At 65.2% G+C, this 21442-nt stretch carries 18 protein-coding genes; 7 read left to right on the forward strand and 11 right to left on the reverse strand.

The annotated features are described in order from the left end of the window. The first annotated feature begins 245 nt into the window (after window positions 1-245). The 3 genes from ACFWPH_RS29845 (at window position 246) to ACFWPH_RS29855 (ending at window position 6636) form a co-directional block, all read left to right on the forward strand. Complete coding sequence (locus tag ACFWPH_RS29845) at window positions 246-5708, forward strand: carboxyl transferase domain-containing protein (protein ID WP_378755528.1); 5463 nt, start codon at window positions 246-248, stop codon at window positions 5706-5708. Window positions 5709-5932: 224 nt separating this feature from the next. Next, entirely contained in the window at window positions 5933-6304 is a 372-nt protein-coding gene (locus ACFWPH_RS29850; protein ID WP_378755529.1) for a type II toxin-antitoxin system RelE/ParE family toxin, read from the forward strand. Continuing rightward, complete coding sequence (locus tag ACFWPH_RS29855; protein ID WP_378755530.1) at window positions 6301-6636, forward strand: helix-turn-helix domain-containing protein; 336 nt, start codon at window positions 6301-6303, stop codon at window positions 6634-6636. The genes ACFWPH_RS29850 and ACFWPH_RS29855 overlap by 4 nt, the downstream gene beginning before the upstream one ends. Before the next feature lie 249 nt (window positions 6637-6885). Here the strand turns inward: ACFWPH_RS29855 and ACFWPH_RS29860 are convergent, their stop codons facing one another. Then, window positions 6886-7440 (reverse strand): hypothetical protein, encoded by a 555-nt coding sequence (locus ACFWPH_RS29860; RefSeq protein WP_378755531.1) that lies wholly within the window; start codon window positions 7438-7440, stop codon window positions 6886-6888. Window positions 7441-8216: 776 nt separating this feature from the next. On the opposite strand from ACFWPH_RS29860, the gene ACFWPH_RS29865 reads away from it, so the two are divergent. Beyond that, on the forward strand, window positions 8217-8501 hold the full coding sequence (locus ACFWPH_RS29865; protein ID WP_378755532.1) for a Uma2 family endonuclease: 285 nt from the start codon (window positions 8217-8219) through the stop codon (window positions 8499-8501). 118 nt (window positions 8502-8619) lie between these two features. Beyond that, window positions 8620-9435 (forward strand): SAM-dependent methyltransferase, encoded by an 816-nt coding sequence (locus ACFWPH_RS29870; RefSeq protein WP_378755533.1) that lies wholly within the window; start codon window positions 8620-8622, stop codon window positions 9433-9435. Window positions 9436-9765: 330 nt separating this feature from the next. Here ACFWPH_RS29870 and ACFWPH_RS29875 read toward each other — a convergent pair whose 3' ends face one another. The 7 genes from ACFWPH_RS29875 to ACFWPH_RS29905 all read right to left on the reverse strand — a co-directional run bounded on the left by ACFWPH_RS29875 (window position 9766) and on the right by ACFWPH_RS29905 (window position 15051). Beyond that, window positions 9766-10200, reverse strand: a complete 435-nt coding sequence (locus ACFWPH_RS29875) for a PIN domain-containing protein (RefSeq protein WP_378755535.1) — start codon at window positions 10198-10200, stop codon at window positions 9766-9768. Beyond that, on the reverse strand, window positions 10194-10421 hold the full coding sequence (locus ACFWPH_RS29880) for a CopG family transcriptional regulator (RefSeq protein ID WP_378755536.1): 228 nt from the start codon (window positions 10419-10421) through the stop codon (window positions 10194-10196). Before ACFWPH_RS29880 ends, ACFWPH_RS29875 begins: the two co-directional genes overlap by 7 nt. Window positions 10422-10984: 563 nt before the next feature. Next, window positions 10985-11485: a hypothetical protein gene (locus ACFWPH_RS29885; protein ID WP_378755537.1), complete on the reverse strand. Its 501-nt coding sequence runs from the start codon at window positions 11483-11485 to the stop codon at window positions 10985-10987. A 165-nt stretch (window positions 11486-11650) separates the two neighbouring features. Continuing rightward, window positions 11651-13243: a hypothetical protein gene (locus ACFWPH_RS29890; RefSeq protein WP_378755539.1), complete on the reverse strand. Its 1593-nt coding sequence runs from the start codon at window positions 13241-13243 to the stop codon at window positions 11651-11653. Between the two features lie 117 nt (window positions 13244-13360). After that, window positions 13361-13903 (reverse strand): hypothetical protein, encoded by a 543-nt coding sequence (locus ACFWPH_RS29895; RefSeq protein WP_378755540.1) that lies wholly within the window; start codon window positions 13901-13903, stop codon window positions 13361-13363. A gap of 63 nt (window positions 13904-13966) precedes the next feature. Next, on the reverse strand, window positions 13967-14827 hold the full coding sequence (locus ACFWPH_RS29900; RefSeq protein WP_378755541.1) for an SAM-dependent methyltransferase: 861 nt from the start codon (window positions 14825-14827) through the stop codon (window positions 13967-13969). After that, window positions 14824-15051 (reverse strand): hypothetical protein, encoded by a 228-nt coding sequence (locus tag ACFWPH_RS29905; protein WP_378755542.1) that lies wholly within the window; start codon window positions 15049-15051, stop codon window positions 14824-14826. Before ACFWPH_RS29905 ends, ACFWPH_RS29900 begins: the two co-directional genes overlap by 4 nt. 417 nt (window positions 15052-15468) lie before the next feature. Here ACFWPH_RS29905 and ACFWPH_RS29910 point away from each other — a divergent pair, with 417 nt between their 5' ends. Together ACFWPH_RS29910 and ACFWPH_RS29915 are read left to right on the forward strand one after the other, a co-directional pair. Continuing rightward, complete coding sequence (locus ACFWPH_RS29910; RefSeq protein WP_378755543.1) at window positions 15469-16635, forward strand: helix-turn-helix domain-containing protein; 1167 nt, start codon at window positions 15469-15471, stop codon at window positions 16633-16635. A gap of 337 nt (window positions 16636-16972) precedes the next feature. Beyond that, window positions 16973-17707 (forward strand): hypothetical protein, encoded by a 735-nt coding sequence (locus ACFWPH_RS29915; protein ID WP_378755544.1) that lies wholly within the window; start codon window positions 16973-16975, stop codon window positions 17705-17707. Window positions 17708-17747: 40 nt separating this feature from the next. Here ACFWPH_RS29915 and ACFWPH_RS29920 read toward each other — a convergent pair whose 3' ends face one another. From ACFWPH_RS29920 to ACFWPH_RS29930, 3 genes are all read right to left on the reverse strand, one after another. Next, window positions 17748-18509: a DUF2306 domain-containing protein gene (locus tag ACFWPH_RS29920; RefSeq protein ID WP_378755545.1), complete on the reverse strand. Its 762-nt coding sequence runs from the start codon at window positions 18507-18509 to the stop codon at window positions 17748-17750. Between the two features lie 197 nt (window positions 18510-18706). Beyond that, a complete protein-coding gene (locus tag ACFWPH_RS29925) occupies window positions 18707-19585 on the reverse strand; it encodes a TIGR03854 family LLM class F420-dependent oxidoreductase (protein ID WP_378755600.1) in 879 nt (292 codons plus the stop codon). A 125-nt stretch (window positions 19586-19710) separates the two neighbouring features. Then, a complete protein-coding gene (locus tag ACFWPH_RS29930) occupies window positions 19711-21417 on the reverse strand; it encodes a hypothetical protein (RefSeq protein WP_378755547.1) in 1707 nt (568 codons plus the stop codon). Window positions 21418-21442: the final 25 nt, after the last annotated feature.

Below are 21442 nucleotides of genomic sequence, written 5' to 3' on the forward strand. Positions count from 1 at the left end.
TGCGAGCGGCACATGCACGACATGGCGAACCCGGCTCAGCGGCCTATCGGGTTCGGAGCGGATCACGTCGTCGGCCCGGCGGTTCGGCCGTGTCCGGCGAGCGCGACCGGACCGTCTCCGCAAAAATACGTGCGAGTAGCTCCCACACGCTGTGCATTTTCGCGTCGTGACGAGGCAGACTGACCCAAACGGAACCCGCAACCCCGCCCGACCGGGCTCGTGCTTGCGCAGGAAGGAGTCGGCGAGTGTTCAACCGCATCGCCATCGTTAACCGTGGAGAGTCCGCCATGCGGCTCATCCACGCCGCCCGGGATCTGTCCGCGGAAACCGGACAACCCATCGAAACGATCGCCCTGTACACCGACGTCGACCGGAACGCGACGTTCGTACGGGAAGCCGATGTGACCTATGACCTCGGCCCGGCGTCCGCACGCCCGTACCTGGACCTGAAGGTCCTGCGCAAGGCACTGCTGGCCACGAAGGCGGAGGCCGCGTGGGTCGGCTGGGGCTTCGTCGCCGAGGATCCGGCGTTCGCGGAACTGTGCGAAGAGATCGGCGTGACCTTCGTCGGCCCCTCGCCGGAGGCCATGCGCAAACTCGGCGACAAGATCGGCGCGAAGCTGATCGCCGAAGAGGTCGGCGTGCCGGTGGCGCCGTGGAGCCGGGGCGCGGTCGATTCGCTCGACGATGCGCTGGCCGCCGCGAGCGATATCGGTTACCCGCTGATGCTGAAGGCGACCGCCGGTGGCGGCGGCCGCGGTATCCGCGTGATCACGAACGAGTCGGAACTCGCCGACGCCTACGAACGCACCCGGCAGGAGGCCGTACGCGCGTTCGGCAGCGGCGTGGTGTTCCTGGAACGGCTGGTCACCGGCGCCCGGCACGTCGAGGTCCAGGTGATCGCGGACGGCCAGGGCACCGCGTGGGCGCTCGGTGTGCGCGACTGCTCGGTGCAGCGGCGCAACCAGAAGATCATCGAGGAATCGGCCTCACCGGTGCTGAGCCCCGAGCAGACGGCCGAACTGAAGGCTTCCGCCGAGCGGCTCGCGATCGCGGTCGATTACCGCGGCGCGGCGACCGTCGAATTCCTCTACCACCCCGGTGAGCAGCTGTTCGCGTTCCTGGAGGTCAATACCCGGCTGCAGGTCGAGCACCCCATCACCGAATACACCACCGGTTTCGATCTCGTCCGGGCGCAGCTGCATGTCGCCGCCGGGGGCAAGCTGGAAGGTGAGCCGCCGGCCGAACGCGGTCACGCCATCGAAGCCCGGCTCAACGCCGAGGATCCCGACCGCGATTTCGCGCCCGCCCCCGGCCGTATCGCCCATCTCGACCTGCCCGCCGGGCCGGGTATCCGCGTCGATACCGGCGTCAGCGAGGGCGATACCATCCCGGCCGATTTCGATTCGATGATCGCCAAGATCATCGCCTTCGGCAGCAACCGTGAGCAGGCGCTGGGCCGGTTGCGCCGCGCCGTCGCGCAGACCCGGGTGATCATCGAGGGCGGCGCCACCAACAAGAGCTTCGTCCTCGACCTGCTGGACCAGCCCGAGGTGATCGACGCCGGCGCCGATACCGGCTGGATCGACCGGGTGCGCAACGAAGGCCGGCTGGTCTCGCACCGCCACTCCAGCGTCGCCCTGGCCGCCGCTGCCATCGACGCCTACGAAGAAGAAGAACGGGTCGAACAGCATCGGCTGCTGTCCACGGCCGCCGGCGGCCGCCCCCAGGTGCAGCACGACAGCGGCCGGCCGCTCGACCTGAAGTTGCGCGGCGCGAGCTACCGGGTGCGGGTCGCGCGGATCGGTGCGCACCGGTTCCGGGTCGGGCTCGAGGCGGGCACCGATACCCGCACCGCCGATGTCGACCTCGAACGTTTCGACCGGCACACCGGGCAGGTCGTGGTCAACGGTGTGCGGTATCGCCTGATCACCGGCACGCACGGGCCGGTCCACCTGGTCGATATCGACGGCGTGACCCACCGCATCAGCCGGGACGAAGGCGGCGTCGTCCGCTCCCCCGCCCCGGCGCTGGTGGTGGCGACCCCGCTGGAAGCCGGTGCCGAGGTCGAGGCCGGTGCCCCGGTGCTGGTGCTGGAGAGCATGAAGATGGAAACGGTGCTGCGTGCGCCGTTCCGGGGCCGGGTGAAGGAGATCGGTGTCTCCGTCGGCACCCAGGTGGAGACGGGTGCGCCCTTGCTGCGCCTGGAACCGCTCGCCGAGGACGACGCCGCGGATACCGCCGCCACCGTATCGGTCGAGCTGGACCTTCCCGACGAATCCGCCGAGGTCGTACCCCATGAGCGGATGACCCGCGGCCTGCAGGATCTGCGCAGCCTGCTGCTGGGATTCGATGTCGACCCGCACGACGATCGCCGTGTCCTCGACGATTACCTCGCCGCACGCCGCGCGGCCGTCGCCGATAATCATCGGCCGCTCGCCGAGGAACTCGAGCTGATGCAGGTGTTCGCCGATCTGGCCGAACTCAGCCACAACCGGTCGTTCGACGACGACGGCGGCGGCCGCAGCCATGTCCACAGCGCCCGCGAATACTTCCACACCTACCTGCAGAGCCTCGATGTCGAGCGGGCCGGGCTGCCGGAATCGTATCGGGCGAAGCTCGCCGCGGCCCTCGGCCACTACGGCGTCACCGAACTGGACCGCACCCCAGACCTCGAGGCCGCGGTCTTCCGGATTTTCCTCGCCCAGCAGCGTCCCGCCGATACCGTCGAGGTCATCTCGACCCTGCTGCGGGAGTGGCTGCGCGAACCGATGCCCGACGGGGTGCTGCGCGAACCGGTCGGTCTCGCCCTGGAGCGGCTGGTGGCCGCGACCCAGGTGCGGTTCCCGGTGATCGCCGACCTCACCCGCGGCCTGGTCTTCGCCTGGTACGGCCAGCCGGTGCTGCGCCGCAACCGGGCCCGCGTCTACACCGACACCCGCAAGAACCTCAGCTACCTCGACGCCAACCCGGACGCGGCCGACCGCAGCGAACGGATCGCCCAGATGGTGAGCGCCACCGAACCGCTGGTGCGGTTGCTGGGGCAGCGGCTGTCGCGTGGTTCCGCCGACAACACGGCGATGCTGGAGGTACTGACCCGCCGCTACTACGGCAACAAAGACCTCACCGATGTCCGCACCCGGCAGGCCGGCGGCTGCACCTACGTCGTCGCCGAACGTAAGGGCGTGAACCTGGTCTCGACCGCGGTGAGCTTCGATTCCCTCGCCGATACCGTCCGCGGGCTGGCCGAACTGGCCACCGGAACCACCTCCATCGAGGCCGATATCTACCTGTCCTGGGAGAACCAGCCCGAGGACTTCGAAAGTATGGCGGCCGCGCTGCACGAGGTGCTGAATGCGCAGCCACTGCCCAATCTGGTGCATCGGATCACCGCCACCGTCGCCGGCAGCGATAACGCGGTCATGCACCACCACTTCACCTTCCGCCCGTCGGCCACCGGCCTGGACGAGGAGCACCTCATCCGCGGCCTGCACCCGTATATCGCGCAGCGGATGCAGATGAAGCGGCTGCACAAATTCGATCTCACCCAGCTGCCGTCCTCGGACAACGAAGAGGTGTACCTGTTCCGGTGTGTGGCCAAGGAGAACCCGGCCGACGAGCGTCTCGTCGCATTCGCCCAGGTACGCGACCTGACCGCGCTGCGTGATCACGACGGCCGGCTGATCACCCTGCCGACCGCCGAAAGCACAATCGCCACCTGCCTCGATTCGATCCGGCGGGCGCAGGCCGGGCGGCCGGCGGCCAAACGGCTGCAGACCAACCGCATCGTGATGTACATCTGGCCCACGATCGACGTCACCCGCGGCGAGCTGGAGAAGATCGTCGAGCGGGTGCGCCCGACCACGGTCGGCGCCGGGCTGGAGGAAATACTGCTCATCGCCCGCCAGCCCGATCCGAAAACCGGTGAACTGGTCAAACTCGCGTTGCGGATCACCTTCGACGCGATCGGCGGCACCCAGGTCGTCGTCGGTGAGCGTTCCGACGAACCGGTGGAGCCGCTGGACGAGTACCGCCAGAAGGTGCTGCGCGCCGCCGGCCGCAACGCTGTGTACCCGTACGAATTGACCGATCAGCTCGGCGCTTTCACCGAATACGATCTCGACGCCGACCACACGCTCGTCCCGGTCGACCGGCCGAAGGGCCGTAATACCGCCGCGATCGTCGCCGGTGTGGTGACCACACCGACCGACCGGTACCCGGAGGGCATCACCCGCGTGGTGCTGCTCGGCGACCCCACGAAATCGCTGGGCGCACTGTCGGAACCGGAATGCCGCCGGATCATCGGCGCGCTCGATCTGGCCGACCGGATGCAGGTTCCACTGGAGTGGTACGCGCTGTCCTCCGGCGCCCGGATCTCCATGTCCTCCGGTACCGAGAACATGGACTGGGTGGCGGCGGCGCTCAAACGCATCGTCGAATTCACCCAGGACGGCCGCGAGATCAATATCGTGGTCGCGGGTATCAACGTCGGCGCCCAGCCTTACTGGAACGCCGAAGCCACCATGCTCATGCACACCAAGGGCATCCTGGTGATGACCCCGGATTCGGCCATGGTGCTCACCGGTAAACAGTCGCTGGACTTCTCCGGCGGCGTCTCCGCCGAGGACAACTTCGGTATCGGCGGCTACGACCGGGTGATGGGCCCGAACGGCCAGGCGCAGTACTGGGCACCGAACCTCGCCGCCGCCCGCGGCGTCCTGATGTCGCATTACGATCACACCTACGTCGCCCCCGGTGAACAGGCCCCGCGGCGGGCCACCACCACCGACCCGGTGGATCGCGATATCTCCGACTTCCCGCATGTGCTGGCGGACAGCGGTTTCACCACCGTCGGCGAAATCTTCTCCACCACCGCCAACCCGGACCGCAAGAAGCCTTTCGATATCCGGACCGTGATGCGGGCACTGTCCGACCAGGACCACGATGTGCTCGAACGCTGGGCCGGTATGGCCGACGCCGAAACCGCCGTCGTCCAGGACGTCCACCTGGGCGGTATCCCGGTATGCCTGCTGGGTATCGAATCCCAGAACATTCCGCGGCGCGGTTTCCCGGCGACCGACGGCCCCGACACCTACACCGCAGGCACCCTGTTCCCGCAGTCGTCGAAGAAGGCCGCGCGGGCGATCAACGCGGCCAGCGGCAACCGTCCGCTGGTGGTCCTGGCGAACCTGTCCGGGTTCGACGGTTCACCGGAATCGATGCGCAAACTGCAACTCGAATACGGTGCCGAAATCGGCCGCGCCATAGTCAATTTCGACGGCCCGATCGTGTTCTGCGTGATCTCCCGCTACCACGGTGGCGCGTTCGTGGTGTTCTCGAAGGCCCTGAACCCGAATATGACGGTCCTGGCCATCGAAGGCTCCTTCGCCTCGGTCCTCGGCGGTGCCCCCGCCGCGGCCGTCGTGTTCGCGGGCGAGGTCGGCAAACGCACCGCCACCGACGCCCGCGTCCGGGACCTGGAACAGCGCGCAGCGAACGCGGGCGGCACCGAACGCGCCGCCCTCACCGCCGAACTCGACGAACTCCGCTCCTCGGTGCGTGCCGAGAAGCTGGGTGAGGTCGCCGCGGAATTCGACGGCGTGCACAGCATCCAGCGCGCCGTCCAGGTCGGGTCGGTGGACGCGATCATCCGCGCCGCCGAACTCCGCCCCCGCATCATCGAAGCCATCGAGGCGCGGCTCCGGTGATCTGATCGGGCGGTGCACCCGGTCGACCGGGTGCACCGCCGAACCCTGCCGATGCCCTCGCCGACCCCGAGTCGGCGGGGGCATCGTCCGTTATCGAGGTACATCGATAGCCAGTCGGGCACCTATGCCACGCCTCGAGCGAATCGCCTTCGGCCCGCTAATCTGCCCTGGTCAGACCGCGACAAGCCCCACCATTTGGTGTAGAATTTGCTACACTTCAGCGTGTGGGTGAGTGGGAGATCCGGGTGACGAATGAGTTCCTCGCTTGGTCCAAGGAACTCGAACAGGCATCGATGGGCCAGGTCGTCGATGCGATCGATCGTCTTGCCGACGCCGGCCCCACCCTCGGCCGACCACTGGTCGACAAGCTCACCGCATCGAGCATCCACAACCTCAAAGAACTCCGGCCAGGTTCGGCGGGCCGGTCCGAGATTCGCGTCATCTTCGTTTTCGACCCGTGGCGCTCAGCAATTCTTTTGCTCGGCGGGGACAAGTCCGGCAACTGGAACGGCTGGTACAAGGAAGCAATCCCTCGCGCCGAAGAGCTGTACGAGCGATATCTCAGAGAGCGAGAAAAAGAGGAGGCCGACCAGTGAACAACTACCCGAAGTGGGCCGACGTACGTGACGACCTCGTCGCCCAGGCCGGCGGTGAGGAGCAGATCAGGCAGGCCCGAAAGCACAACCAGGCCGTCATCGACGGCCACCGGCTCGCGGAGCGCCGGAAGGCACTGGACCTGACCCAAAGTGATGTCGCCGAACGGATGGGCGTGACCAAAAGCCGTGTCTCCCAGGTCGAGCGTGGTGACGTGTCGACCTTCGAGGTCGTCGCTCGCTACGTGCAGGCGCTGGGCGGCGAGATCCAGATCTCGGCCGTCTTCGGCGACGACCACTACGTTCTTCGCGGCACCGACCCACGAGCCGCCTGACCATCGGCTCAACCATAGTCTTCGCTGGACGATCTGCTCTGCTGGTCGGCCTACCGCCCCGCGCGGTGGCCGGTGATCTGATGGCGCGGTGGCGGTGGACTCGGTAGACCCGGGTGCACCGCCGGAGTCCTGCTGATTCCCTCGCCGACTCGGGTCGGCGAGGGAATCTCTGTCACCGATGTCTGACGGCACACACCTGCGCCCCAGCACCACTGGGGCCACACGGGCGATATCGCCCGGCAGGCTCGATTACCGAGGCGGCAGGATCCCCTGGCCGTTCATCACCAAGCCGCCGTTGACGATGGCACCGACGAGACAGCCCGGCAGGGCGCCCACGATCAGAAGGACGAGCCCGATCAGGGCACCGATCCCACACCCGATGGCCGCGCCCAGGATGAGCGTCTCGTTACTGGCGATATCCTTCAGCGGCGCAGCCGGCACCGGCGCCCCGTTCGCGGCGACTGCGGGACGGTCGATGGTCAGGGAGGTTCCGGCCGCGTCCACCTGCGCATCGAGACGGACCTCCTGGCCCGCGACCTGATACTCCAGCGGTACCTGTTCCAGCACTTCGCCGTCGGCTGCGACGACCTCGACCGAATTCTCGGTAACCTCGAAAATGCCCGACGTCAGTGTGGTGGTCGCGCTGGAGCGGTCGGGCGACCACGCCATCGAGTACCCCACATTCCCGTCCACTTTCCCGGCTACCGGATGCACCATGTTCGCCTCACCATGTGCCGTACCGGCCATCACACCGACAGCGGCAGTGGAAAGCAACGCCGTGGCGGCGATTTTGGCGAATTTCATTGTTTGCCCTATCTATGTCCGAACTGCTGATCGATCGTGTGGATGATCGCATATCCGGACGGATTCATTACCGAAATCTCCTTCGGCGCTTCATGATTTGCGTATGAGAGACAGTCACCCACATACCGGGACAGACCCTGTAGTCCATATCTTTCTCGAACTCCTGCCAGACAACGCCGCCGTTCGAACTTGTCAACTCTGGGAACACAGTCGCGCTCTCGCCACACCGATGGTCTTCCGGCGCCGCAACCCCGGCAACCGCGCCCATCGCGCCGATTTGTTGAAACCCGCACCACCACGGCCCCTGACATTCCGGCGGGCGCCCAGCAGGCCCTGGTCGCAGCCAGTACACAGAGACAAGCTGATACCGAGGTCCGCTGGTAATCTTCCATCAGCGTTTCCGCAGGTCGATCCCTGCGGGCAGCCACTGAATCTCACGAGGAGCTGACTGTGACAGCACCGCCTCCCGACGGGCACCCTCGGATCACTGCCGAAGAATTCCTGAATGCCGAGCCGGATGACCTCAGCAGCACATTCGGCGACGTCGAGATCGTGGACGGCCTTGTGGTGCGCTTGATGGCACAGAGCGATGCACACAGCCGCGTGGTGCGCCGCCTCGCTGCCGGGCTGGAGGACGCTCGCGACCCCGCCGGCCCGTGTCTGCGGATAGGGTCCGATACCGCTGTCCGTTTCGCCGACGCGGACGATCACCGGCCGATCATCGGCTCAATGTCCGCTACCCGGATATCTTCGTCCGGGACTGCGAACCCTATGATTTGAACACCGTCCGCGACCATATCGTCCTGGTTGTCGAAGTCGCCTCGAAGAGCACGGTCGATTCCGATACCACCGAAAAACACAAACTGTATGCGCGCACCGGCATTCCCGGTTACTTGATCGTCCACTTCGACAAGACATGGGAAACTATCGACCGTATCGAGGAATACCGCCTCGACTGGTCCGGATTGCGGTACATGCCCCACAAAGTCCACCGCACCGCCCTGGTCCTGGACACACCGGTCACCCTCGCCATTACCTTCGACGCCCTCCATCGCCCCTGATCAGCACATCCGCGACTGCCGACAGCAGCGCGCAGTCGAGCCAGATGCCGACAAGTTGCCGTAGCCCTGCCCGAGAATTCCTTTGCCGGGTCGTGAGGCGGGCTGATACAGATGGGCGGTGACTTCGCTGGATGCACTCGTCAGGCCTGACAAATACCCGCGGGCGGCGATATACGATCCGCAGTGGATGGTCGACAACTGTATGGGTCCGAACCCACTATGGCTGCTAGAAGACCTCAGCCGGGACTGTACCTTCCGGCCCGGAATGAAGGTTCTCGATCTCGGGTGCGGACTGGGCATGACCTCGATCTTCCTGGCGCACGAGTACGGCGTCGAGGTGTGGGCCTCGGAGCTGTGGGTCCCGGCCGAGGAAAACGCAGCGCGATTCGATCAGGCAGGCGTCGGCGACCGGGTCCACGCCGTGCGTGCCGAAGCGCATGACTTACCGTTCGAATCGGAACAATTCGATGCGATCCTGGCGGTGGGCAGCTATCACTACTTCGGCACTGATGATCTCTACGTCGGCTACATCAGCAGTTTCCTCGAGACAGGCGGTCAGCTGTCGATCGCCGTGCCGTCATTGCACTGCGAATTGCGTGAACTCGGTGGTGCCCCGGCGTATCTGCGGTCCGGAATGGGGTGGGAGATCCTATCCTTCCACACGCCCGAGTGGTGGCGCTTCCAATGGGAACAGACCGGCCTGATCCAGGTCACTGCCAGCCGGGCGCAGCCCGAGGGTTGGCTCGACTGGAAGCTGTGGTGCGAGGTCTGTGCCGAACATTCCCCAGACGAGATCGTCAGACAAGGGTCTCGTGCCACGATCCCTCTGCTCGACACCGACGGCGGCGAACTGCTGACTTTCGCGCTCGTCACTGGCCAGAAAACAGATGTTCGCAGTGATTCCTCGCGGCGTCACCATGCCGACAGTCTCTGACTTTTCGCTGGCCGAACTCGGGCACACTGCTGAGTCGACCACCTTGACGAAACGTACATCAAAGAGCGGGCAGCGCTTTCCTGGCTCGACCGGGCACGAGCGTTCCTCGCGGCGGGAAGCCTGACGCAGCTGTCGAGTCGTTGCAGGAGGCGAAAGCCGCAGCGCCAGAGTACTTCCGTAATTCGCGAGCGGTGAAAACCACCATCAAAACGACAGCCGCGCACAGCGCCGCGCAGACCCCTTGCTGCGACGGAAACGAGCTCATGAACACTCCGACTACACAAGAAGCCGTTGCAGCAGCGACTCTTCCGGCCGCTACCGCGCAGGGCATCAGCGGTCGTCGGGAAGCAGGCGGAATGCTTCCCCGCCTACGAGCGGCCGGATAGCCCGAAAGTCACGCCGGTCGAGAGTGAGCATGTCGACGGTGCGGAACTCGGCCGCAAGGGCGACGTTGACCGCGTCCGCCAAGTCGAGGTCGAGCCCGACATAGCGTTGCTGCACATCCCTGGCTACACCGAGAACATCACGCCCGGTGTCGGGAACCAGGAAACGCATACGGTCGACCTGGGCGAACACGAAGTTCATCACCATGACGCGCTGGGATCCTCCGAATCTGCGCCGAGTCAAGTGGTCGAGTTCGGTCAGAACCATGGGCGACACCACAACCGTTCCGGCCTCACGCAGCACCTGTTCACATGCACTGGAGTCGGGAGAGTCCCGGTCGAACGCCGCCAACAAACCAGAGGTGTCGGCGACGACTAGCACTGGCCGTCTGCCACAGCCCGTCGCACTTCCTCTTTGGTCGCCGGCTCACCGCCACCGGAGACTTTCGGCCATTCGTCCGGATCGTCCCAGACTCGATACGACAAAGCAGCCAGGTGGATGCCCTCGCGGATGATTTCGGCCTCGGAACGGCCACGCCGCTTGGCGGCCTCTTTGATCAGTGCAAGATCGTCGGCGTCGGCATAGACATTCGTCCGTTTCATCGACATGTACCATATATAGCACATGTACCAGATCGGACACATGCGATCCCGGGGGTGTCCCGGTAGGCGACCTCCAGACACGAAAGGCGCGCGGTGACGCTCGCTCGCCCGGGGTCGACATTCCGGTCCAGCAGCAGATCCTTGATGATCTCTTCCGGTACCGCGCGGATGAACCAGCTCGCGACGGGGTTGCTGTGCGGGGTATGCCCACCCACCTGATCAGCGGCGGTTTCGAGGAGCGGAGTCATCGGACGGCCGCCTGAATGTCATCGACGAGGCGCTCCACATCACGGGCAGCCTGGCGCGGTTCGATTCCGGCGTCCAGGCCGGTGTACATCTTCTGCCCCACCGTAGCCACCCCGGTCTCGTCGCTCAGTCCCGAGCCGATACCACTCGCGTGGCACCGCAGATCTGTACAGCCCGTCGGACTTCCTCTTTGGCCGCCGGCTCGCCGCCACCGGAGACTTTCGGCCATTCATCCGGATCACCCCGGATTCGATACGACAAAGCGGCCGAGTGTATGCCTTCGCGGATAATCTCGGGTCTCGGAACAACTACACCGATCACGGCTTGCGCTCGCCTCGACGGAAGCCACGCTGCATCGATCTGGTGATGACCAGATCCGGGTTTCGCCTGTGTAGTTCGGCGGCGATATCGTCCAGGGATATCGGGCGCAGCAAGTTTTCCGGCATGGTCACCGGATGGCCGGTGACGAGCTTGTTGATCGGGCCGTGGATCCATCTGGGCCAACGCCTTTCGGCGAGCTTCGGACCGGGCTCGACCAGTTCGATGGACAGGTACCTCGTATTCGGGTCGATCTTCGCTGTCGTCACATGCACCCGCGATATCGCAGCCCATGGGATTCGGCCGAATGGCCTGAGCACCAGCCCATGATCGTCGACTGTCACAGCGGGCGAGGGGTGGATGAAGTAGTCCAGTCCGACCAGGAGCGAGAGAACACCCACGGCGGTCGAAACCACCACCGGGAACGACAGCGTCGAGTCGGCGGATATGGTCATGTGGAGCAAGCAGCCGGTCGCGATCCCGACCAGACCCAACACCACCCACATCACCTGAACGCTCGGCGACGGTCGAAATATGGTCGGGGGCGCTGAATCCCCTTGATGCTGCTCCACAACCAGAACTGTAGGGTTCATCGTCCGGGAAAGTCGGTCACTTGGATATACCGACACCCCATCCTCGGCAACACCAACACGCGAACTACGTCGTCACTGTCCCCGGCTGTGCCCGCGTTGCCGTTCGAGTTCCCGCTCCCGCGCCTCTCGGGCGGCCGTCGCGCGCTTCACCTGCGGCGGCTCCTCAACGACGCGACCCTCCGCGGCGGCCCGAGCGATGCCGGGCGGAATCCCCTGCGTCAACAGGTCTTTCTCCACTTCTTTGATATGTCGCTCCCGCGCCGACCGGTGATCACGGACGGGCATCGACAGACGCGCCAGGACCGTTGCCCGAGCCACGTCATCCGGCACCCCTTTCGCGACGAACTCGGCCACGCGCCCCTCGATCGCCTTCTCACGTGCTGAGGCTCGCTCACGATCACGTTGCCCCAGCTCACGGGCAAGTTGCTGCGGGTCCTGACCACGGTCGGAATCCCGCAGGACAGGCGCGGGCAGTGTCGGGGCCTGTAAGCGCGCCTTCTCCGGGTCGACACCTCGCGCGATCAGCCGCTCCCGGTTCACCTCGATCGCCAGCCGCGACAGTTCCGCCTGGTTACGGCGACCGGTTTCGTACTCGACTACCGCGCCCATCGCCCCGATCTGCCGAGACACCTGCTGATCTTTCTCCAGCCGCACCTGCTCTTTCCGGTGTAGCTGTTCGGTGATCTTCTCGACCGCGTGCGGTGCACGAGCAGCGGCATCACGTTCGGTGCGGCGTTCCAGCTCCTGATTCTTGCCTAGCGCATACGCCAACCCGAGGAAATGATGCCGCGCCTGCTCGAGGTCGATACTGTGAGAATGCAGTTGCTGCTGCAATTCCTGTGCCGCCTGCTGGGTGCCGCGGTCGATCAGCTCCCGCTCTCGCTCGACGAGGGCGAAGGTGATCGGATCGATCGCATTGTGCCGCTCGGTTTCCTTCTGGACCAGCTGGGTGTTGTGTTCCTTCTCCAGCTCCTGCGCCGCCTGGAACCGCAGACCGAGCTTCTTACGGTCTTCGGCGGCGAGGTCGCGCTCCGCCACGGCCTGGGTCTGCGCCATCTCGCGCAGCTCACGTGCCATGAACCGCAACTGCTCGATACCTGCGGTTGGCGCTTCTTTCGCGTACTCGCGGGCGATCTCAGCAATTGATAGCGCACGCGCATCGCGCTCCGGGATCCGGCTGAGCTGTGCGGTGATCTCCTGCCGGCGTTCCCGCTCCAACGCACGCGCACCGGCTTCCATGATCCGCTGGTACACGCGCTCGTTCATCGGGCGATGTCGGAATCTGTTCGGGAATTCCGCTTTCATCACAGCAATCAGGGTTCGCGCCTCTTTGGACATTTCCTTGTCCCGTTCGGCGCGGGTGAACAGCTGTACCGTCTCGCCTTGCTGGAGAAGCTGCTGGTAGCCCTCCAGTTGCTTCACTTCACGCTCTTTGTCCAGCGCACCGGACTTCGCCTCGATATTTTGGGGAGCGACGGCCTCAGTGTGGTCGCGGTACTGGAAGTCTGTTCGCACTCCTTTCCCCGTAGCCGAGTCGGTTTCTCGATCGACTTCACGCTCCCAGCCCGATGCGGTGAGCCCGAAAACGACGTCGAGCCCCTTCTCGAAAGTCTTCCCCTGAACCCAGTTTGTCCGCCAGGACGCGGACGCCTGTCGCCACTGCAACGGTGTCCTCGGGACCTCCCCGTCCCTGAGCTTCCGGGGGACATACTTTTCCTCATACTGGTTCCGCTCAGCAGGAGTCAGCGCGTCAGGTTTATCCCCCGGCCCCATCTACATCCCCTACAAGTCGTTCCCGTCGGTCTCAGCAACCAACTGCTCGAGGTACAGGCGTCGATATTCCTCAGCGGATGGGCGCCCGAACCCCACCCATCGCGTGTAGTCCCGGATCATGTTGTTCAGTACCCACACCAGCTCGGACGGCGGCTGTGGATCCTTGCGAAACGCCCCCCCGATCTGGTCTCTCGGGTTGAACGCGTACTCAGAGAACGGGAATTGGATTTTCGGCCGGCTTCCGTGTCCCTCGTATACGTGAGCGGTGTTGATCCACTCCGCTTCGGTAGCGCGGCGATGCACCTCACCGATGTAGCGGGTGAACCGGTCGGCCATTTCGGCGTTGGCGGGATCGGCGATGGCCTGCCCGCGGCCGAACCGGTCCCGGACCGCATGCTCACACAGGGCCAGACCTTCCGCGGTATAAGGGTCGTCGAGCTTGCCCACTGCGGGCGCGTCCTCGGTAACGAAGCGATCGAGCGCGCTGTCCATGGCTTCCAGCCACGCCAGGTATTCCGGGTCTTGCTGGGCACTCTCGAATTCAGGGTTCATCTCAGGTGTCCTCTGTTCGCATTTGCCGGTGACCAGATGATTTGACCATGCCGGTTTCGATACTCAGCGGCATGAGCCGGGTCGTTTATACGCGACTGCGCCGACAATCAACCGTTCTTCCGGATTCCGCGGCACGGAGGGGCCGGACGGCCACCAGTCGTCGAGTTCCACCAGTCCCGGCTCGACGAGGGTGAGACCACCGAAGAGTTCCGTGATCTGAGCCTTCGTCCGAAACCGCACCGGCCCCAGCCCGGAATCCAGGAATGCGAGCTCCAACTCCCGCACCAGCCGCCGCCCTTGGGGATCAGCCGGTCCGGGGTCGTAGTAATGGGTTATCGCCACATACGAGCCGACAGGCAGCAGATCGATATAGCGCGCCACGATCTGGGCCGGCCGGTCCCGGCCGGTGAGCAAATGATGCAGCACCCCGGTCAGCAGGAGTCCTACCGGCAGGTCCAGGTCGAGATAGACGCGGGCGGCACTGGATTGCAGGATTTGGTCGGGGTCGGCCAGGTCACCCGGGATGTAGTGCACCGTCTCGTTGTCCTCCAGCAGCGCACGCCCATGCGCGACACACACCGGATCGTGGTCGACGTAGACAACGCGCATATCGCGGCACCGCCACTCGCGGGCGAACTGGTGGGTGTTCATCACCGCTGGTATGCCGGCCCCGAGATCCAGGAACTGGGTCAACCCCACCGACTGGGCCAAGTACCGGGTTACCCGCGCCAGCCATGCCCGGTTCATTTTGTGCACTTCGCCGAATCCCCGTGCCACATCGGTGATCCGGCGCCAAGCCTGCGCGTCGATACGGTAGTTGTCCTTGCCGCCGATGCTGTAGTCGTAGACACGGGCGATGCTCGGCCGACTGGTATCGAGTCCGACGGGAAAGTGAAGCCGCGTTGTCCGGACGACTTCGGTCATGACCCGGCCTCCAGTGTGTAGCGCATCGCCATCTCATAACGAGCGCAGCAATGCCCCTGGTGTAGATGCATGACGTAATGGGCGTGCGACAGACTGCGAATCGGATCGATATACCGGCATTCACCGCTGTCGAGCACCTTCAGGCCCGCCGAAACTCGCTGCAGCACCGACAGTCCAGTGACCCACTGCATGCCGGGCAGCCGGTCGGTCACGGCGGCCGTCACTGCGTGGCCTCGATGTACCGCGTTGCCAGCCGAAACCGCGGGCAACGGTGCGTGGCGTGGTCGGCCATCAGATGGATCGCGTGCGCCCGACCCCGGATCGGCTGGGCGTTTCTGCAGGCTGCCGGATAATCCAGCTGTCGCAGCCCCTCCGCGACCCGCTCCAGCCGTATCCGGTTCCGCATATTCCACAGCCGTAATGTGGCCGCCATCGATTGGTTGTGCGTGAGTCTGCTGGGCAGTGCGGGTAGCTCCTGGCGCATCGGGGTTACCTCGGGCTCGTCGGTGGCTTGGTCTGGTCATTTGGTGCGCGGACGGCGGTAGCGGTCCTGATACCGGGTGACCGAATCTGACGTTACGGCCGGATGAAAGGTTGTTTGTTCTCAGATTGTTCTCTCGTTTGCTGTTACCGTTGGCAGCATGATCGAGGATGAGGCGGTTGGCGCGCGGATCGCCCAAATACGCAAGACCCGTGGCCTGACCCAAGCCCAGCTATCGCAGAAAGCGCATGTCGGCCGGGCATACCTGGCACGCGTCGAATCCGGTGATGCGTCGGCGTCCACAGTCTGGCTCGCCCAGGTCGCACAAGCGCTGGGAGTCGACTCCAGCCGTCTGTCCGGACCTCAGGACAGTGCGGAACAGCTGCACCAACTGGTACCGACGATCCGGCGGGCTCTCGCATCAACCGACTTGTATGACGACGGCATCGAACTGCTTCCGCTCGACCAACTCCGCCGCCAAGTGGTGCAGCTCGGAGAGTGGCGGCGCGACACCAAGTACGACAAGATCGGCGCAATCCTCCCAGACCTCGTAGAGCAGCTACTCACCGCAGGCCAGGAGCACGGAGAACCGGCATACGCGCTGCTTGCCGATGCCTACCGTGCGGGAAATACGCTCGCCCACAAGCTCGGCTATTCCGATCTCAGCTTGACTGCGATGGATCGCATGGAATGGGCCGCCGACCGTAGCGGCGACCCGCTGCTGGTAGCGACCAGCCACTACTTACGTGCCGCGGCACTGGCCCGCATCGGCGCTGGCAAACACGCACTGCGACTACTCGACCGGACAATGATCGCGGTGGAACCGCTCATCGCCACCGACGGGAACGCTGCCGCAGTGTGGACGGCCCTGCATATGCGAGCGGGCGTGATCGCGGCATCACTGGCGGACAAGTCGGCCTCGGAAGAACACCTGTCCGAAGCTGCGAAAGTCGCTGCCGGCGTGGGTGACCGAGTGGTGTACGAAACCGTGGTCGGCCCCACCAATGTGAAGCTGCATCAGATCGCTGCGCAAGTGGATCTGCTGCAACCCGGAAAGGCCCTGAAAACCGCGGAGACCGTCGACTTCACAGACCGTATCGCCGCAGAACGACAAACCTATTTCCACCTCGATGTTGCCCGCGCACACCTGCTGAACAAACGCCCTGACGAGGCCATCGAAGAGCTGTACACCTCGCGAGTGCTGGCACCCCAGCATTTCCGGGCCTCGGCCACGGTGAAAAACACGATCCGGGCGGCGGCAGCACAGCAACGGAGAGCCAGCAGCAGCCTGCGCGCGCTGGCGAACTACGCGGGCATCGAGGACTAGCCACCATGTATGTCCCGCAGGAGGAGGGACTGTACTGGGATATCTGCGGCGACTTGTGGTCCCGCGACCCGGATGGTTGGCGTTGGCTCGGCCGACGTGCTCCCTGGACGGGAAGGGTAGTACCCGCGGATCCAGGTCACGGCCCGCTATCGGATCGCGTGCTGGGGATGCTCGTGGATAGTCCGGATGACTCGGTGTTGCCCTTGCGGCGGGTGGGAGTGGAAGACTACCCACCGGATTCCTGGTCCTGAAGTGGAGCCCAGTGGCTTACGACAGAAACGAGCTCATGAGTAATCCAATCATTCGGGCAGAGGAAGCGATTGCGCGGCTTCGGGCTGTGGCGACCGCTTCGGACGGCGAGGTTCGGCTGGGTCCCGGAATCCCGGACGAGGTGATCGACACCTGGCCGGTGCCCGCCCCTTCCGATATCCGGCTGTTGGCACGCGAGATCGGCGAAATCTCGTTCGACGACCACGATCCGGTCACCTTCGGGCATCCGGAGAACGTAGAGACCAGGTACTGCCGTGCCGGTGTTCCAGGGACCTGGTGGGCGCTGCACAGCAACTCCGCTGCGGAAAACTATTTCGCCGATATCGATTCCGAAACCGGCGCCTGGGGGCCGGTCTTCTATCATTGGGAAGACAACACCTGCACTCTGGTCGCCCCGTCGGTCAGCGACTGGTTCACCATGCTCGCCGAGGGCATCGACCTGTCCTTGCGGATTGCCAACGGTGAACAGGCCGAGAACCTCGATCCGAACCTGGACGACGACGAGCGCGATGACCTGGACTTCGAAACGGTGTTCCGGGACTGGTGGTTCGACACGGGCGAAATACTCCTTCCCCGCGACTCGTCGAAAGCGATGACTCTCGACGCGCTGTCGGCCCGTCATTCCCTGGACACCGAATTGGCGACCGCCGCGGCAACTCTTCCCAATGCGGCCGTCATCGCCGACCTCCGCGCCCCGCAGTACCCCACTTTCATCCCATTCGGAGGATTCTCCGGAGGCCCCGTCCACTACCGCCGCTTCGCCGGCGGAGCCTTCCTCGCCGCCATCCCCTCCGACTCCTGAACAGCACATCCGTCACTACCGGTAGCAGCAGCGTGGGCCATCACAGCGCATGATCGGGAGCCCTATGAGCCCCACTGCTCCCGGCCGTATCCGCGTTGCGCGTCGTGTTCCCGCGCTCGAGCCACCACTGCGCGATCAGCAGCGGTATCGTCCAGCCCAGCCACGCCACGGTCCCGCCGACGGCTTGGCCGAACAATTCTTCGCTGCCGCGGAAAGTGGTGTCGAGCTGCGGTTCCAGCGCGATACCGACCAGCACGCCCCACACTCGGTTGGTGATGATCGATACGGTGAGCGCGAAGCTGCGGATCATCCACCGGCGGTGGTCGGCGAAACGGCGTTGCCGGGCTGCGCGGAAGCCTTGCAGGGTGCAGCCGAGCCAGATGACGGCGAGCAGCAGGTTGCTCGCCATGGCGACCGGCCCGAAGGGAGTCGTGGCACCGAGGACGAGTGCCGCTGCGCCGGCGGGGAGCACGCCCGCCAGAACGTATACGCGCCCGGCGTACCGGTGTACGGACGGATACTTCCGGCGGAAGCGTGGCCATACCTGGATGCAGCAGGTGAGCATGGCGATGGATCCGAAGATCACGTGCGCCACCAGGAATGGATAGTGCACAGGGACGCCTGGTTGCTGAACTCTCGACAGAGCAGGGTCGAAAGTCAGATACCGGGGTAGCGAGATCGCGATGAACAACACCGCCACGGCCGCCAACGGGAGAATCCAGGGGCGGCGCCACCAGCGGGGTCCGGTTGGTTGTACCGAACGGTGGCGGCGTACTTCGCTTATCGTGTCGTCGGTGGTCACGAATCGACGGTAGGAATCCCGGGCGCGGACACGCATCACTCTCGGGAGCGGTCCGTGGCGCCGCAATGCGATACCGCAGTCCTACCCGGGGCTACCGGTTATCTACCAAGACAACAGCGGCATCCTGGTCGCGACCTCGTTCAGCGATCGGTTTTCCACACTGCGCCGTGATCAGCAATCGCGGATACAGGTGCGAATCAGTTTTCGCGCGGCAGCAGCTCGGTAGCGAAACGGTCCAGGAAACCGTTCGACGCGGCACCACCCGCGGGTACCACGACAAACTTGCTGAGCCCGGCCGCGAGGTAGCCGTCGATCAACCGGTGCAGATCCGGCCAGCTGCCCGCCACCAGATCCGCCGGATCGGTCTCCGGCCGCTGCTGCCGGAGCTGCGCCGCCAACCGGTCAGGGATGCCGTCTTCCGCGATCAGCAGGGTGATGCCGAAATGATCTGCCTCGATCTCCCGGCCTGCCGCGGCCGCCGCCGTATTGATCGCGGCTACTCCGGCAGCGGCTTCTGCCGGGGCCAGGAAGCTGCCCAGCCAGCCGTCGCCGTAGCGGCCGATACGACGGAACGCCGCCGGTGCGCGTCCACCGAGCCAGATATCGGGTGGGCGGGCGGGTCGTTTTCCGATCCCGGCGCCGCGCACCGAGAAGTGTTCACCGTCGAAATCCACTTCGTCGGCACGCAACACCGCCCGCAGCAACTCCAGCGATTCGTCGAAAACGCTGCCGCGCCGGCCCGTGACCGGGAACAGATCGAGCTCGTTGGGCTGCGCCGGTTTCAACCCGAACACCGGCAATACCCGCTTCGGGGCGAGCAACGCCAGCGATGCCAGCTGCTTGGCGACGAGCACCGGATGGCGGCCGGGCAGAATCGCCACCGACGTGCCGACCTTCAGACGTTGGGTTCGTGCGAGCGCGACCGCCATACCCACGAAAGGGTCGACGGCCGGGGAATGGACGAGTTCGGAGAACCACAGCGAATCGACACCCGCGGCTTCCAGCCGATCCACCAGGGCCGGTAGTTCCTCGGGGCCGGTATCGGAGCCGGTCCCGACACCGAAGCGGATCTTCACCTGGCTCTCCTTCGTCACCGGATACGTTCCTGGCACAACACCCGCTCCGGGGTAGGCATTCCGGGCCTGGTTCCGACGTGGCAGCAGCCCGCCGGCACCGGCCCGGCCCGCATCCGTAGCGCAGATCAGCCGGCGAGGGTCTGGCCCGGCTGCAGCGTCGGTCCGCAGCCCTCCGTCTGCTGTTTCTCTACAAGTGGTGGGATAGCCGTAGCCGCGTAGTCGCGAAGTTGCCCGAGTTGGTGCTGATCGTGCACGACGTCTTTGCGAACCCAGTCCTCATCCGGCACGGTGGGGTCCTGGGAGCGTTGCACTATGTAGTAGTCGCGGTTGACGCGGGCGTCGCTGGTGATGTTGTTCTCCAGCCACGGCCCGTGCGTATGGATGAAAGTGGGCCGCAGCTCCTCGAATACATAGTCGCCGAAGGTGGTGCGGTCGTTGCCGGCGATGATATCGGCCATCCGGGTGTGGGTGAGCCCTGCCATATCGATCAGCTGCAATCGCGAGGTCAGCGCACTTCCGCCCATATCGGGGGTGAGCAGGGTGCCGTGCTGGATCCGGAGGATATCCGCGTAGCCGTTGAACAGGCGGCCGAACCGGAGGGCGATCCAGCACACGGGCACATCCTCGTCGGCACTGTAAGCCGCGGATTGTTCGGCGAACGCACAGCCGGACGGGATCGCGGCAGCGATCAGTCCCAGCGCGACCAGAGCGCGCCCGTGTTTACGCAGTTGCGCTGCCAACTGACCTACGGAAAGCACGAGAACGACCGCGCCGAGGGTCCATGCCGGGGTGGCGAACCGGAATTGCGCCATCCAGTCCGGCTCCAGCACACAGTAGGCGGTCACTGCCAGAACCAGCGGCACCAGCAGCGCGACCGCGCCGTCACGCCACCTGCCCGGCGGCCACAGCGCGAGCCCGCCCACCACAATGGCCGCCAGGACCGCGGGAACACCCACGTACTGCACCAGCTCCCCCACTCTGGCCAGGTCGTACACGGAGGGCAGCGATTGGTGTTTGGCGACAGCGGTATTCGGAACCAGCCTGCCGAACTCGACGATCCGCCACAGCAGATAGCCTCCGAAGGGGATCGCGAACGCGAGCCCGGAATACAGTCCGCACCGGAGCGCGGCGGGCCAGGTAGCGCGCCGCACCAGGATCACCGAAATCAGCGGATATGCGGCCAGGTAGATCAGCCCGTCGGGGCGGGTCAACGCGGCGAACGCGGCCAGCGCACCGGCCGCCACCGCCACCGCGGGTGTCCACAATCGATCGTCGAGTACGGCCAGAAACAGGTGGACAGCCAGGACACATACCGTCAGCGCGAACAACGCGTTCTCCAGGCCGGAAAAGCACCAGATCACGAAGGAGGGGATCGCGGCCAGGACCGCGCCTGCCGCAAAGGTTGTCAGTGCGGGCCACCGTGATACCCGGCGGGCGGCGGCATAGCACGCGGCGAGGATCCCCATACAGCAGATGAGCGCGACAGCCTTCGGATAGAGGGCGTAATCGGGGATACCGAAAATGGCACCGCGATCGAAGAGGCCACACCATTTGCCCACCGTCAGCACGAAAAGCCAGGTCGGGTTGGAGAACCCTTCCACCGGCGCGGCGCCGGGCTGCAACACCGGCCCGAACCCCTCGGCCACACTGCGCGCATACGCGAAAGTGATGCCCGCATCGTCGACGATCCAGCTGCCGTACTCGGCCGCACGCCACCCCACCAGCACAGCACCGCCCAGCACGGCCGCCAGCGGAGCCGGCCACGACCGGCCACGGCGCTGCGGCGCTTCCTCCGAGATCTCGACCGCACCGGGTAATTCCGCCGTCAGCACTACAACACCCTCCGCTTGACCGTGC

Origin of the sequence: Nocardia sp. NPDC058499, assembly GCF_042719915.1 — a bacterium.
Classification (GTDB): Bacteria; Actinomycetota; Actinomycetes; order Mycobacteriales; family Mycobacteriaceae; genus Nocardia.